Origin of the sequence: Paenibacillus sp. FSL M8-0334, assembly GCF_038000405.1 — a bacterium.
GTDB classification, from domain to species: Bacteria; Bacillota; Bacilli; order Paenibacillales; family Paenibacillaceae; genus Paenibacillus_AQ; species Paenibacillus_AQ campinasensis.
The window spans coordinates 1,714,110-1,728,575 of record NZ_JBBOCH010000001.1 but is presented as its reverse complement, the minus strand read 5'-3'; the positions used below and the strand labels follow the sequence as shown (position 1 = coordinate 1,728,575).

At 49.2% G+C, this 14,466-nt stretch carries 14 protein-coding genes and 1 pseudogene; 6 read left to right on the top strand and 9 right to left on the bottom strand.

The annotated features are described in order from the left end of the window. Window positions 1-75: 75 nt before the first annotated feature. From MKX64_RS07560 to MKX64_RS07535, 6 genes are all read right to left on the bottom strand, one after another. On the bottom strand, window positions 76-2,208 hold the full coding sequence (locus MKX64_RS07560; protein WP_095264567.1) for an ATP-dependent helicase: 2,133 nt from the start codon (window positions 2,206-2,208) through the stop codon (window positions 76-78). 99 nt (window positions 2,209-2,307) lie between these two features. Next, a complete protein-coding gene (locus tag MKX64_RS07555; protein ID WP_341035613.1) occupies window positions 2,308-3,090 on the bottom strand; it encodes an ankyrin repeat domain-containing protein in 783 nt (260 codons plus the stop codon). A gap of 94 nt (window positions 3,091-3,184) precedes the next feature. Then, window positions 3,185-4,285, bottom strand: coding sequence for an ArnT family glycosyltransferase (locus MKX64_RS07550; RefSeq protein WP_230875597.1), 1,101 nt, complete (start codon window positions 4,283-4,285; stop codon window positions 3,185-3,187). 186 nt (window positions 4,286-4,471) lie between these two features. After that, window positions 4,472-4,702: a hypothetical protein gene (locus MKX64_RS07545; RefSeq protein WP_095264570.1), complete on the bottom strand. Its 231-nt coding sequence runs from the start codon at window positions 4,700-4,702 to the stop codon at window positions 4,472-4,474. 76 nt (window positions 4,703-4,778) lie between these two features. Beyond that, window positions 4,779-6,620 carry a bifunctional diguanylate cyclase/phosphohydrolase gene (locus MKX64_RS07540; RefSeq protein ID WP_095264571.1) on the bottom strand — a complete coding sequence of 614 codons (1,842 nt, stop codon included), beginning with the start codon at window positions 6,618-6,620 and terminating at the stop codon, window positions 4,779-4,781. 265 nt (window positions 6,621-6,885) lie between these two features. Beyond that, window positions 6,886-7,509 (bottom strand): DUF5317 domain-containing protein, encoded by a 624-nt coding sequence (locus MKX64_RS07535; protein WP_341035611.1) that lies wholly within the window; start codon window positions 7,507-7,509, stop codon window positions 6,886-6,888. Window positions 7,510-7,820: 311 nt separating this feature from the next. On the opposite strand from MKX64_RS07535, the gene MKX64_RS07530 reads away from it, so the two are divergent. Continuing rightward, complete coding sequence (locus MKX64_RS07530; protein ID WP_095264573.1) at window positions 7,821-8,024, top strand: copper ion binding protein; 204 nt, start codon at window positions 7,821-7,823, stop codon at window positions 8,022-8,024. Window positions 8,025-8,449: 425 nt separating this feature from the next. Further along, window positions 8,450-9,190 (top strand): oxygen-insensitive NADPH nitroreductase, encoded by a 741-nt coding sequence (nfsA, locus tag MKX64_RS07525; protein ID WP_095264574.1) that lies wholly within the window; start codon window positions 8,450-8,452, stop codon window positions 9,188-9,190. Between the two features lie 152 nt (window positions 9,191-9,342). On the opposite strand, the gene MKX64_RS07520 is transcribed toward nfsA, so the two are convergent. Further along, complete coding sequence (locus tag MKX64_RS07520; protein WP_095399055.1) at window positions 9,343-9,864, bottom strand: cysteine hydrolase family protein; 522 nt, start codon at window positions 9,862-9,864, stop codon at window positions 9,343-9,345. Between the two features lie 247 nt (window positions 9,865-10,111). Between MKX64_RS07520 and MKX64_RS07515 the strand changes: the two genes are divergently transcribed. Next, complete coding sequence (locus tag MKX64_RS07515) at window positions 10,112-10,417, top strand: helix-turn-helix domain-containing protein (protein ID WP_095399056.1); 306 nt, start codon at window positions 10,112-10,114, stop codon at window positions 10,415-10,417. A 15-nt stretch (window positions 10,418-10,432) separates the two neighbouring features. After that, window positions 10,433-10,597 (top strand): hypothetical protein, encoded by a 165-nt coding sequence (locus MKX64_RS07510; protein WP_230875598.1) that lies wholly within the window; start codon window positions 10,433-10,435, stop codon window positions 10,595-10,597. Between the two features lie 681 nt (window positions 10,598-11,278). On the opposite strand, the pseudogene MKX64_RS07505 reads toward MKX64_RS07510, so the two are convergent. Continuing rightward, window positions 11,279-11,445 (bottom strand): annotated as a pseudogene (locus MKX64_RS07505) (IS256 family transposase); the annotation flags it as partial. A 330-nt stretch (window positions 11,446-11,775) separates the two neighbouring features. Here MKX64_RS07505 and MKX64_RS07500 point away from each other — a divergent pair. Together MKX64_RS07500 and MKX64_RS07495 are read left to right on the top strand one after the other, a co-directional pair. Beyond that, complete coding sequence (locus tag MKX64_RS07500; RefSeq protein WP_341035610.1) at window positions 11,776-13,140, top strand: helix-turn-helix domain-containing protein; 1,365 nt, start codon at window positions 11,776-11,778, stop codon at window positions 13,138-13,140. Window positions 13,141-13,408: 268 nt separating this feature from the next. Further along, window positions 13,409-13,585 carry an aspartyl-phosphate phosphatase Spo0E family protein gene (locus MKX64_RS07495; protein WP_095268042.1) on the top strand — a complete coding sequence of 59 codons (177 nt, stop codon included), beginning with the start codon at window positions 13,409-13,411 and terminating at the stop codon, window positions 13,583-13,585. 23 nt (window positions 13,586-13,608) lie between these two features. Here the strand turns inward: MKX64_RS07495 and MKX64_RS07490 are convergent, their stop codons facing one another. After that, window positions 13,609-14,433: a TatD family hydrolase gene (locus MKX64_RS07490; RefSeq protein ID WP_341035609.1), complete on the bottom strand. Its 825-nt coding sequence runs from the start codon at window positions 14,431-14,433 to the stop codon at window positions 13,609-13,611. Window positions 14,434-14,466 lie beyond the last annotated feature (33 nt).

The following is a 14,466-nucleotide window of genomic DNA, read 5'->3' as shown; positions in this document are numbered from 1 at the left end:
CAACCTATACCGGGGATGAAATCAATAAGCCCAACAGCAATCGCTGTTGGGCTTATTGGTCTTCCTCTTCCTATGTCAGGTGGAAAGTGTGGCTTTCGAGGAGGAAGCAGCCGTTTGCCGGACGGCAGCGGCTGATTCTTCACGCTGCTCATCCCGGGCGAAGACATCCCGGAAGAAGCGGGATACCTCAGTCTTGCGTCCCCGGCAGTAAGCCGGGGAGCTGATGATCAGCTCATCCTTGGCCCGGGTGACCGCCACATAGGCCAGCCGCCGCTCCTCTTCCAGCGCCGCTGCGGCCTTCTCCTCCTTGCTGGCCAGCGGGTGATGATCGTCCAGCTTCTCGGCATGGAGCGCCGATGAATGGGGGAGTATGCCTTCTGACGCGCCGATCAGACAGACGGACGGGAACTCGAGCCCCTTGGACTTATGAATCGTCATCAGCTTGATGGCGTCGGCGTCTTCATCCCGTTTCATGGCTGCCATCTCCCGGTGCACCACGATCAGGCGGTCAACAAACTCCACAAAGTCCTCCACACGCTCAAATCGTTTGGCAGATGCCTCCAGCTCGTCCAGACTCTCCTGAATAAATTCTTTATGCAGCGTAGCTTCCTGCCGCTCGTCCGCCTCCAGAAACTTGTTGTAAAATCGCAGTCGGATCTCCTTGATCGCATCCACCGGAGCGAGAGCATGGAGCGTGCGAATGAGCTTCAATCTTGCCCGGATCGACTCGATCTGATAGGGCTTCAACCCCGGATAAGAGAGCAGATGGGCGAGCGGCCCTTTCTTCGGCCTTGGCGCGTCCTTCTCGCGAATGAACGACATCCCGGCATCGCGGTTGATGTACAATGTATGGATGAGGCCCTCCATCGCGGTGAAATTGCGCCGATGAAGCGACAGGCGCAGATGATCCATCACCGGCTTGACGATCCACTGCTCGTAGAACAGCTCGGTGTGCTCGTAATGAATGAACGGAATTTCGCGCATCACCAGCTGCTCGAAGAAGGCGCGGCTGTCATTGCCCGTCCGGTACAGCACGGCGAAATCCCGGAAGGACCGGCCATGCTCCTTGACCTGGTCTGTAATATGGGCCAGCAGCAACTCGGCTTCCCGGTCCGGGTCCTCCGGACGCACATATAACGGCACGCTGCTGCTTTTGCGGGTGGAGCGCAGCTGTTTCGGACGGCGCTTCTGATTGAACCGGATCAGCTCGTTGCCGAGCCCGACAATCGAGGAGAGAGAACGGTAGTTGGTATCCAGCGTGACGATTCTGGCGCCCGGGAAGGTTTGGTCAAACTCGAGAATGAACTCGTTGCGTGCCCCGTTGAAGCTGTAGATCGTCTGATCATCGTCCCCGACCACCATCAGGTTGCGGTGCTGGGCTACGATTCGTTTGAGCAGCTCATAAGGCAGCAGCCCCGTGTCCTGGAACTCATCCACCATCACATACCGGAAACGCCGCTGCAAGGAAGAGAGAAGCCGATCGTCCGTGGACAGCAGCTGGTAGGACCAGACCAGAATATCGTCAAAATCCATGTGCTCATGCTCCTGCTTCCAGGCCTCATAGCGGGCAAAAATCTGTTTCTGCTCCACCTCTGCCGGCGTCTTCACAGTCAGTTCATCCAGACCGACCATATTCATGCGATAAGCGGACCATAGGGAGAGCAGCGTTTCGGCATCATAGCTGTCCTGCAGCCCCATCTCCCGCAATATCATCTTGATGATGAATTGCTGATGGCGCGAACTGCTGAGTATTTTCTGCCTGTAGCCGCGTGTACGCAGTAAATACAGGAAGAAGGAATGAAAAGTTCTGGCCGTCACCTTGCTGGCGTCGGATGAATTCAGCCCGGGCAGGGACAGAATCCGTTCCTTCATCTCGGCAGCTGCCTTGGAGGAGAAGGTCACGAGCAGAATAGAGGCGGGGTCCACGTTCCCGCATGCAATTAAATAGCCCGTTCGGCTGACCAGAACGGAGGTTTTGCCAGATCCGGCTCCGGCCAGGGTCAGCAGCGGACCGTTCAGATGCCGAACGGCCTGCAGCTGCGCTCGGTTCAGGTGCAGGCCCGCCGACTCCAGACCGCGGAAGAAAGAAGCGTCCGGCTCGTCATCGCGAAGGATGGTTCTGCTCGTTTCGCTCGAAGCCAGCTTCGCAAAAGGGATACTTCTGCTAATACTGCCGTATGGGCGTTTATAAAAAGGGTTAGATGTCATGAAACTCACCAATCAAAAGTGATATGTAAATCGAGAGTACAGGCCTGTTCAAAGACATGCTTACCCAGTGTAACGGATTATGCGCCGGAAGGGAAGAACTTAGCGGGAGGTGAGATATTTCTCTAGCTTCTCGTAGATCGCGCTCCCTTTGTCGGCGTAATCAAGCGGCGTCTTGCCGTGCGCATCCTTGATGGTGGCATCGACCTGGTGCACGTTCAGCAGTTTATCCAGATAGAAGTCGCTCTGATGGATAACGGCCATATGAAGCGGCGTCTGCCCCTCCAGATTGCGCAGGTTATAATCCAGATTGCCAGCCTGTCCGTCGAGGTTCACGACAGGTTCGTAGAGAGATTCGTTCTCACTCATGATGATGTAATGCAGCAGGCCGTTGCCTGTCGCTTCGTCCTTGGACACGAGCGTAATTTCCCCGGCAGCAACCATCAGAAAGATCTTCTCGATGATGATTTCACCGTTAACCTTCAACCGGTCTCCTAAATCACTCACGATTTGTCTTTCAAAAAGGCTGCTTGGCGCGGAAGGGGAATACGAGGATGAAGAGGAAGGCGGCGGGGAATCGGATGCTGGGGCTGAAACAGAGCTCTCTGGGCCCTCCTCTTTCACTATGCCGATCTGATCGGACTGGACGGAACTGACCCGATAACCGAGCGCATTCGAATACTCACGAACCGGTACATACAGCTTGTTATCAATGACAACCGGCGGTACAGACAGCTTGACCTCTTCGTTGTCAACGACTACAGCGATTTCTGACGGAACCGCTTTCAAATAATAGGCTGCTCCAACGGCTGTTCCTGCCGTTAATGCCGTTCCGACCACGGCACCTAGCACAAAGCTAGGAACGGTCGTCCATTTTTTCTTCACAATACCAACCTCCATCTATTTCAGAATATAAGGAATCCATAATATACCATAACATAGAAATCCCGGTGCGAGAAATATTCTCTACCGGGATCGGTCAGCTGCGCAGCAGCCTGGACTTATGAGCATACAGAATGGCCTTGTCTGCCAAATAAGCGGTATAGAGAAGCAGGAAGACCGCATACGGAAAGCCGGTTCCGTCCAGACTAGGGACCATCCACTCGGCTGCCAGAAAATACAGCAGCGTTAGCAGCACCGGCAGCTGGCGCTTGAGCCGGTACATCCAAAGGGTCCAGACGATGCCGCCCACGCCGATATAGAGCAGCAGCAGCCGTACGGCATCGAGCGCCGATTGCATGACGCGGCGGGCTTCTTCATCCCCGAATGAGCTGGCGTAGCGGGTCGTGTGGCCTCCGAAGATGCTGCGGTACAGATGGGTGAATGTGTGCTCGCCGAGATAGCGGGCCTCCACCCACAGCGGCGCGAGGTTCCACGGACCTGGAAGAACCTTCAACTTATTCAATAGCGGGATGTTCAATAGCCAGGGGGACATGATGATGACATACCCGGCGAGAATCAGCAGCGTGCCTCCGGCGACCACCTTGAGCGGACTTCTGTATCTGATCCAGAAGGCGACGAACAGGACCGGATAGAGCAGCGCCTGCAGGTTGTAGCAGGCCATGAATGCAGTCAGCGCTCCGGCGACGACATACCAGCCCGCCTGTTTCAGCTCAAGTGCGCCGATGACTGCGCAGACGAGCAGCAGCATCAGCGCCTGCATCGTAATGTCAGGCAAGATCAGCCGGACGGCTCCATAGGCAGGCCAGTATAGCGCATAGATCAGGCAGGCCAGAAAGGCGATTCTCGGATTGAACATATACCTGGACAGTACAAAGACCAGGTACACCGACAGTGCGTGCAGCAGACACTGCAGCAGCTGGTACGCGACCAGGGCTTTGCTGGTGCTGCCAATGAGGGCGGTAAGCCCCGCGATGATGAGAGGCACACCGGGCATGACGCTTGTCGCAAGATCGATATCGCTGCTATGGGAATGGCTGATCAATGCCGCGCTGTCGATATAGCGTTGTTCCATGACCCGGCTGACATCGTAGGAGCTGCTGTTTCTGCCGGTCAGGACGAGCAGGAAAGACATGCAAAGGACAATAGCAATCAGCGAAAACAGCATTTTTCGCTGCATTCGGTTTAGCGTCCATATGGAAAACAAAGTTGCTCCACTCCACTCTTTATTTTTATCGTGAAGACATTTCGATTATGGAACTGATGGTATTACGCTCTTCTATATTAATGAAAAATGAAGAAAATAAAAAGACTCCGCATTACACGGAGTCCCGAATGATTCGCTTTCACGGTCGGCTGTGTATCCTCAAAAGCCGCGGTTGTACTTGGCAGGACTGGAAGAACGGTTCTTGGAAGTGCCATCGCGCTGCTGTTCTTCTTCCATTTCCAGCATGACATCCTCCATCGGGATCGGATCGACGTGCTGCTCGCTCTCGAATTTGTCAAACAGGCTTTCCTTCTCAGTCGGGTACTGTTCCGGATGGTCCCGGTTGCCCGGCCCGTTATCCAGTGGAAGATCCTTCTTATGCTCAGCCATGATCTCACCTCATTTACCGTTGATACTACCTTTATACCTTTTTTTGAGGCGGCTCAAACATGGGGGAAGCAGATGATTACACTTCCGCACCGGCAGCAGGCTCCTGACGCTCCAAACTGCGCTGCTCGATATAAGCGATGAACAGCTCGACGAGCTCGGGATCGAACTGGGTGCCTGCACAGAGGCGCAGCTCGGCAATGCCTTCCTCGAACGTCTTCGTTTTCTGGTACGGTCTCTCGGTGGTCATGGCGTCGAAGGAATCGATAATGGTCAGCATCCGGCACAGCTTCGGAATCTGTTTGCCCTTGAAGCCATGCGGGTATCCATGGCCATCATAACGCTCGTGATGAAGCTCGATAAACGGCACCAGTTCTTTAAATCTGTCGTTGGTTTCCGCAATGCGTTTGCCCCAGCTTACATGACGCTTGACCGTTTCCCATTCCGCCGGCGTGAGCTTGTCCTTTTTATTCAGAATCCCCCAAGGGATCTCCAATTTGCCGATATCATGGATCAGAGCGCCAAGCACAAAATTGCGCCGTTCCGTATTCGTTAGCCCGAGAACCTCGCTCATATCCATGGCATAGCGGAACACCCTTTTCGAATGCTTGAATGTGTCAACGTCTTTATACAGGAACAGCTTCAGCTGTTGTTCAATGTCCCGCACATCTTCGGTGAAGTCGATTTCGGACTCCTTTTTGGAGGCGCTGCCGTAAACATGGACGATGTTCTTCCCCTGCTTCTTGGCATAATAGAGCGCTTGGTCCGCCAGATCAACGAACTGGGACTTGTCATGAATATCGACCTGATACGTGGCGACACCAGCCGAGAAGGAGAGGCATCCCGAAGGAAAAATCTCTACACCGTCAAAATAAGTGTCATTGAGCTTTTTGCGCAGCCGATTGATGAACAAGCCCGCATGCTTCTCATCGTATCCCGGCATCAGAATCGTAAATTCCTCGCCGCCGAAGCGGGAAGCGACCACTTCCGCAACCTTGCATTCTTTTTTCAGAAAACTGCCAAGGAAACCGAGCAGCATGTCGCCTTTCAGATGCCCGAACTGGTCGTTGTATTTTTTGAAGTCATCGATATCGATCATAGCCAGCGATAGTGCAGTATTCGAAGCGGTCGCTTTCTTGATCTCCGCATCCAGCAGGCTTTCGAAATAGCTGTGGTTGTATAAGCCCGTGCGCTGATCCTTGATGGCTTTTTCCTGGGCTTCGTTGTACATGCTGAACAGCTGCTTGAAGGAATAGGAGAGCATCACGCTCAGCCCGATGAACAGCGCAAGCCCGAAGATGCCGTTGTGCACAATAAGCACGGATAATACAAGTGAGAGAATCAGGGTGCTCAAATAGACAAGCAGGGTATCTTTCATGAAATTTTTAAGAATGTCATATAAAGATCCACGGTACAGCAAGTAGTAGTAAAATCCGATGAGGAATACGTTAATAAGGAAATATACGAGCAGCGCTGCGAGATAAGCGCCGAACTTGTCGTTGACCATAGGCCCGGTGATTCCGCCTGCAGCCTGAAAGATCAGCGCAGAGCCGGCAATCATGAGCGTGTATATCGAAAAATTTACGAAATGCTTCCAAACGGGAATTTTCCGGTCATATAACGCCATTGCCACCGTATTAAACAGAATGATGGTCAGGGCAAAAGGGGCACCATATATAAAGATGCAGGCCAGATAGATCGAAGAATCCATGGACTGCAAATTCCCTTCGGGAGGGAGCTGAAACGTAAAATAGTTCAGAATCATGGCAGCGCCCAGCATTGCATATACCCAGACCCACTGAGATGGGGTATAGTGGAGAAATTCTCCTCGATGCATGAATACAAATATCAGACAGCCCATTAGAGAAATAAAAACGAAGTACAATTGTCCTGCGATTTGTGGACGCTTCAGAATGGACATAAATGATTTCTCCTCAAAAAGTGCAATGGTTTTTCTCCACATTTTAAGGTATATTGGGCGGCAAGACAACGCTAAAGACGTAAAAAAACAGGCTGAGAGACCAGCCTGTTTCTTCCTGGATCACATAGCGCCTCCCAATCTGTAACCGGAAGTCAGTGCGATGACTACGGAAGCCACGATGATCGCATTGATGACAATGCGGGAATATTTAATCTGGTCAAGTTTTTTCATTCGTATTTCCCTCCCTTCAACTTGGTATGATGTATTATAAATTTTGTGGTTCAGCATGTTCAGAGCGATCAGGGGTTCGGCTCAGCGTCTTTGCAGCGGCATTCTTGCCGGATGTCATCAGGTTCACGAAGTAGATAAAGATGCCGATATTCATAATGATGTCCCCGATGCTGATCACCTGTCTTCTTGGATAGGGCGGAGCCAGAGGGATAATGTCACCAAGAAAGGCCAGGCGTGTAGAAGCATCCATTAAATAGTGCTTGGTAACGGTCGAGCCGTTGCGCAAGATTTCCACATAATACGGATCAAGGACCGCTTCGACGGCTTGGATGGATACGGGCATTCTGCCACCATTGACAGCCATAACCAGAAAATTCAGAAATACACCAGCCAGAATGCTGGAGAAGCCTTTCTGCTCTCTGTTCAGCCAGAGAAACAGCATGCCAAAAATGTAAATCAGCATAAAAACATAGCCACTAGCTAATGCAAGCCAGTCGTAATTGTCTTGGAATCGGAAGATCAGCAGCTGTACGATCAGAAGGATCGGGAAGATGAAGCCGCCCTTAAGGCGAATTCTGCTGAATTGCTGCAAGCCGTGGCGGAGGCCGCCTCGGATCAATCCGACAAATAATCCAAGAATAATGCCGTCAAAGACCATAATCGATTCCTACTTTCAACTTTCATGTGTTCGTTATAGAAGGTTCGACAACGGGTTTGCAATTCCTGCAGCAGCATCCGATTATAGAGATGGATTTCGATAGGGTAAAATTATAAAAAATGGATAATCAGCAAGAAATCTAGCGATTTATGTATCATTATATCATGGACAAAGGATAAATCTTCCTACTTTTTTCGTGTTTTTAGAATTCAGAAACAGGCAGTCTATAGTCCTTGTTTCTTTTGACATACCTATGGGGGGTATAGTACAGTGGGAGTAGCTTAAATCTTTGAAACAAGGAGGAAACCATCATGCAACAGGTGACATTGACTGTGGAAGGGATGTCTTGTAATCACTGCGTAGCTTCCGTTGAAGGCGCATTGAAGGAAGCGGGGGCAACCGGCAAGGTCGATCTGGCAGCGGGGACGGTAACCGTAGAGTACGACGAGTCGAAGCTGAGTCTGGATTCGCTCAAGGAAGCTATCGAAGAACAAGGCTACGACGTCGTTTCCTGATATTTCGACATTTATCAACAACTCCAATTTTCGACATATGAACCGGCCGTGGCTGATCCAGCCAGCCGGTTTTTTTGCACCGTTTTTTTAAGCTCCGATCCTTTCTGCTGGGCAGGGGAGTGCAGAGTATATTTTATTTTGAGCTTGCCCGGAACGAACAAGGCGTCATGGGGGACTATGGCGGTTGGGGGCTTTTGTTCTCCGGAACGAGGCGGGGAGGGATGGGTAGCTCAGCGTTCCTGGTTCTATAGGTCCGGGCGCGCAGGAAATATGAAAGCCCTTTCCGACAGATGCGGGAAGTTGCACTAGCGGGGCCCGCGTTTCATAATAAATGAGTAAGTCAAAGAGCAAGATACAATCACCTGCGCGGCAGGTGTCCCTTGTTACAATATGAAATGTGATATGGTGAAGGAGGAAGTTTGGCGATGAATGAGACGCTGGCATTACTGATGAATCATCGGTCGATCCGCAAATATTCGGACAAGCCGGTGAGCGAGGAGCAGCTGGCTGCTGTTGTGGCCGCGGGGCAAATGGCATCCACCTCCAGCAACGTGCAGGCCTATACCGTGATTGCGGTGACGGATTCGGATAAGAAGCAGGCGCTGTCCAGACTGGCTGGAAATCAGGCCTATATCGTGGAATGCCCGGTATTCCTAGTATGGTGCGCGGACCTGTATCGGTTGAAAAAGAGTGCGGAGCCGCATCTGGGGGACAGCCCGACATATGAAGATTCGACGGAGAACTTCATTGTGGCGACGGTGGACGCCGCCCTGGCTGCGCAGAATGCAGCAGTTGCCGCCGAGTCGCTCGGCATGGGAATCGTGTACATCGGCGGAATTCGCAATGCGATTGCCGAAGCCTCGGAGCTGCTGGAGCTGCCGGAGCTTGTCTACCCGGTGTTCGGCATGTGCCTCGGCTATCCGGACCAGGAACCGGGACTTCGTCCGCGGCTTCCTCAGCCAGCGGTGCTCCATCGGGATCGCTATGATCCGGGGGCGCTTGCGGAAGTGAAGACGTATGACGAGATCTCCTCGGCCTATTTGGCCGAGCGCACGAATGGTGCGAACACCGCGCCGTGGTCCCAGTTGATGGCCAAGCGGCTCGCAGAGCCTGTCAGACTGCATATGCAGGATTTTCTGAAGCAGAAAGGGTTTATGAAGCGGTAATGTGGGATGAAGCAAGGTAAACGGGCGGATGGATGGGCAGCAGGCCTTTCGCCGCCGCTGAGGCTGAGCAAGAGAAGCTTGCTTTATGTGAACGAAAGAAACCGGACGGATTCAAGGAGGTGGCCTCCTTGCCGTCCGGTTTTATTGTGGAATCAGAACACAATTTCCTCGCTTGGGCAGACCCGGGCAAACCAGCGCAGCACTTCATTGTGATGCCTGATAATTTGAGCTGCCGTCATATCTTCATGGCCCCACGTACTGTGCGCATCCGAGGCTAAAGTCACTTTGTATCCCATGCTGAATGCTCTTCTGCAGGTGGTATCCACACAGAGATCGCTCTGGATTCCCGTGAGAATGACATGCTCAATGCCAAGCTTCTTGAGTTCCTCATCCAGTGGAGTATGAAGGAAAGAGTCCGGCGTTTTCTTATGAATGATGATGTCATCCGGGGCAGGCGCGATATCAGGGTGGATTTCCCAGTCCCTGGTTCCGTATTCCAGAGGTTCTCCGGCTGCCTCTTGATGCTGGACGTAGATGACAGGAATGTTCTTGGAACGCGCTTTAGCTAATAGCTCATTCACATGGTGCAGCAGCTGATCTCCGTTGTATACGGCATTTCCTTCCTGGAACATTCCGTTTTGAACATCAATGACGAGCAGTGCCTGTTGTGTCATCGTATATCTCCTTATCCATTAAATTAATAATACTGTCGCTTTTGGAGCTCATCCGATCATGAGAAGCGATATGAACCACGGAATCGGCTTTATATTCAATATGGATGCTCACTCCTTATCAATAAGTTAGCTCTTTTCGCATGCTTTGACAACCTGAGCTTTGGAAGAAAGTAGATTTCTATTGATCGATTCCATATATTTACTTACTATGAAAGCAAGTTGTATGTAATGTCAGGAGGTGCGGCCTATGGAGGCAGCAGCTACAATTCGCGATCATTTGGCACAGTACTTGCAGTGCAATGGGATGACGATCAATCAGTTTGCTAACAGGACAGGTTTGAATTCAGGAACTATTAGCAGAATTATCAACCATAAGCAGTCCATATCGATGGGGCAACTGGAGCGAATTACATCTGGCATGAATCTGCCTGAAGACTATTTCTTTCATTTATACATTGACGAATGTCTCTATTATTCCGCTTCTTCTTGGAGGAGGCTGCACCCGTTTCTGCTCCGCTGCGCAGAGCTTGGCCGGCTGGATTGCATCGATTAGGCAGCACGATATCTCTTGGACAATCTAAGTTATGTTCCAAAGCTGTTCGAGGTTGCCGAGGCTTTGTATCATCGCGGCAGTAAATCGGCAGCAGCTCTGCTGTATGAACTGGTTAGCGAGAGTGAGAAGTATCAGCACTCCGAGCGGCTGGCTTTATGCCAGTATCGCTTGTTAAATTGACCTTTAAATGTTAAAGAGACACACTTTTCTCTCTCCGTAAAATAGAAGAACGAGCAACGATTCTACATTGAAATATTATGATATGGATCTTTCAAAAGAAACGTATGATTTTTTTATTGAATTAATGGAGAGAGATGAACATGGAAATAATTAAATTACTCTTGCAATTATTTCAGATTCATTTAGAATGATGAGCAAAAAGTATGGTGATTAATGTGAAAAATGGAATATTGCTTATTGTTTTTTCTTTTTTTGTGATCAGTATAATTTACATAACGAGTTTCCCTTCTTTAGTTAAATTTCTTTTAGTTATGCTTTTTATTATTGCTTTCTGGATATATTCAGAACATATAAATGAGTTTATTTCGAACAAACGAAATATTAAAATTTCCATTATTGTTATTTTGTTGACAGATCTTTTGTTAGCATCAATTGCAATTTGGAGCATCTTCAAAATTGAAAATTTATCAAGTAAACTCTCAGTGTCCTCTAAAGAGAATATAACAGAATTGTTTTTCTTAATTGAAAAATATACATGGTTGAATGGTCTGAGTTCATATTTTGCGATGATAACTTTTATTTTTTTTGTTGCTCTGCTAGTAAAATTTTTTAATTTAAAAAGGGCTCAAACTAAAAATTAAAGGTTGAAAAAGTTACTTCTTAAGGCGCTGTCGATTGCATTCAACGTAAGTAGTTGCTGACCCGATCCGGAAAGAAGACCGAAAGCTGGAGCAGCATCTGTCCCCAGTTTTGGACGAGGCCTGTCCATTTGCGTGTCACATCTATCGTGGCCAGATAGAGCGTTTCTCAATCATATTTGTGGTGTAGATGAGTTTGCGGATCTCAGGAGTTCTTGAGCGAGCTGACCAAATACTATTTAACCGAAACCCGAATGGGAGCGCGGAAGCTGAGACCGGAGCGAAGAAAGACATAGGCCTCTATATTCCATTGGAACAGTAAACCGGATTCGCAGGGATAGTTACCCTAGGGTCCGGTTTTTGATTTTGACAATCGCTGACTGTTCTTTTCTTAGGGGAAGTGTTTTAATACTTCTAGATTTATCCCGGGGGCAGGGGCGGATTCTAGTTTTTCGTCTTTATTGACCGCTGTAATATTATAACTTAGAATAGATTATAATATTTTCCTATTTATTGGTATATGGAAGAGGGTGTGGAAATATGGCGCAAAAAACGACGATTCGAGATCACATAGAAGATTACATTGAGCAGAACGGGATGAACATCAACCGATTTGCGAATATATCCGGTGTGAACTCCGGAACACTCAGCAGAATTCTTAGTCAGAAGCAGCCGATCTCTATGGGGCAGCTTGAGCGAATTACATCCGGTCTGAACCTTCCTACGGATCATTTCTATGAGATGTACATCGAGGAATGTTTCTTTAACGGGACACCAACCTGGAGAAGATTAAGACCGTTTCTGTTTCGCTGTGCCGACACGGATCGCCTGGATTGTATTGAACGTGTGGTTACTACGTTGCTTGACAATCTTGCCTACACACCGATGCTGTTTGAGACAGCAGAAGAACTGTTCCACCAAGGAAAAAAGGCGGCCGCTGCCATATTGTACAAGCATGTGAGCACAAGCGAGAAATATCAGCATTCCGAACGGCTGGCCATATGCCAGTACAGACTGTTCTTGATTTCGATTGGGAACGATCAGGATGCGAATCTGAGAGCGGCAACGCTGTTTGAAGGTTATGTAGAGCGATTGGACCCATCATATCAATTGGATGCTTATCGCCATCTGGCGCATGTTTATGGATCTTTGCATCGCTGGGATAAAGTGGATTTGATGGCTCAGGAGATGCATAGAATTGGAACTCTCTTATACAAGCAAAAATCTTTTCTTCAACAACAAGAAGAGAATAGTATACTGGAGAAACCTTTATATTATTATATCTTGTATTCTTACTTGGTTCGATCCACTGTATGCGAGCATAATCGAGACTACAAAGGAATGAAATACTATATAAACCGGTATTCTAATGGAGATTGGATTCTGGAAGACACTCCAGAGGCACGAGCCACCATTACTCAATTTCAGGAGTGGGCCATAGCGAACTCTCTCTTATGTCAATTGATGTCAGGGGAGTATGATAGTTTACCTGAATATGTAGAGTATGTATCAGCCCAAAACGATGATGTATTCACACTAAGGGCAATTTTCTACATTCTTGAAGCTGCCAATCATCATAACTGGAATGTAGACAAGTACTTGGATCAGTTCTCCTTGTTTGTCTCTTATGAAAAGTTTAAGGAAATGTTCGGTAAATATAATGAACAGATTCATGCTGACGAGTATGCCCGTTATTTAAGTGAGATGGCTGTGTACCACTTGAGTCGAGGAAAAACCGAAGGAATAAAAATTCTCTTACAATCTTTGGAGTTTTCTATTGAGATAAACAATAAAAGGAATATAATTAAAAGTGTGGCACTATTCGAGCAATATCGGGACAAAGCGGATGAAACTGACATAATTCAATATCAGGAATTAATAAGGGAGGTTCGAAACATCCAATGATGAAAAAACTATTTTTAGTCGCTTTCTCAATTTCTATGGCTCTCATAAGTTTCATACCTACTCTTCCAACTGATTCTAATCCGGTAGTTGTACAACCTCTAGGTCATGGGTTCGGGGAGAATATAGATACATAAATAACCAACCACTTCAGGCGTCTCCGTTATTCGGAGACGCCCCTTTTTTTGTCTTAGTTCCTGATGCCATAACTCTATTATTCTATAATTTTACATTAAAGTATAAAATCCCTTGTATAAGGAGGCTATTCATAATGAACACGGCGAGGATTCAATATACCATTGAGCAAGAAAGAAGCAAACTGCATCAGATGAAACGACATTACCGGGATTTCAACCATCCGGTCGTGCTGCGGCAGTCCGTGCTGCTTGATGAACTGATCAATCAATATTTCATAAGCTTGAAGAGCACAAGCTCTGCTGCCAAGTAAGCCCTAAACTGCTCTGAACATGCTTATATGCCGTATAGCCTGGCGGCATTGTCATACAGCTGCTTGCGGGCCTGTAGAAGCGGTATACCGCGCAGCTCGGCCCAGGCGCTGGCCACGCTCGACGTCATGCGCGGATGGGTCGTTTGCCCGGTGAAGGGGCCTTCGAACGGCCAGGGGCCGTCTGTTTCCGACATGACCAGATGCTCCGGATACCTAAGCGCAATGCGGCGGATCTCCTCCTCATATACAATGTCGGGGGTGAAGGAGATATAGTAGCCTTGTTCGGCCATACGCTGCAGCGACTTCTCCGCTCCCTTGAACCAGTGGAAATGGGCAAGCGGGTGGCTGTATCGCTCAAGCAGATCGCAGGCCATCTCCGCATCCTCGTAGACCGCATGGAGGATGACGGGCTTTTTGTGCTTTGCGGCAAACGCAATAAACGTCTCCAGCAACTCCACATAGGGCTGATCATCCCATGCTTCGCCTCGGGTAGCTGCTTCAAGCCTGGTGTAGTAGGGAAGCCCGACCTCTCCTACGGCGACCATCTCCTCGCTATGGACCTCCATCCATTGCAGCAGTTCCTGAATCTCTGTCGCAGACGGGAGCGGCTGCTCAGGGTGATAGCCGAATGCGGGTCTGATCCCGCCGTTATACAGGCGAGCCAGCTCCAGATTCCGCTTGCAGGAAGGCAGGTTCATCGACACGCTGATGACGGACTGCACCTCGCTGTTCGCCAGGTCGGCCGCAATGGCAAGGCCGATATCTTCCGGGTAGCTGTCCAGATGTATATGCGTGTCGATCAATGGAGCGAGGGGGCCGCCACCCTTGTGGTTCACGATTGAACTCATATTCTCATTCCCTTCGGCTTCTATTTCTGAAGA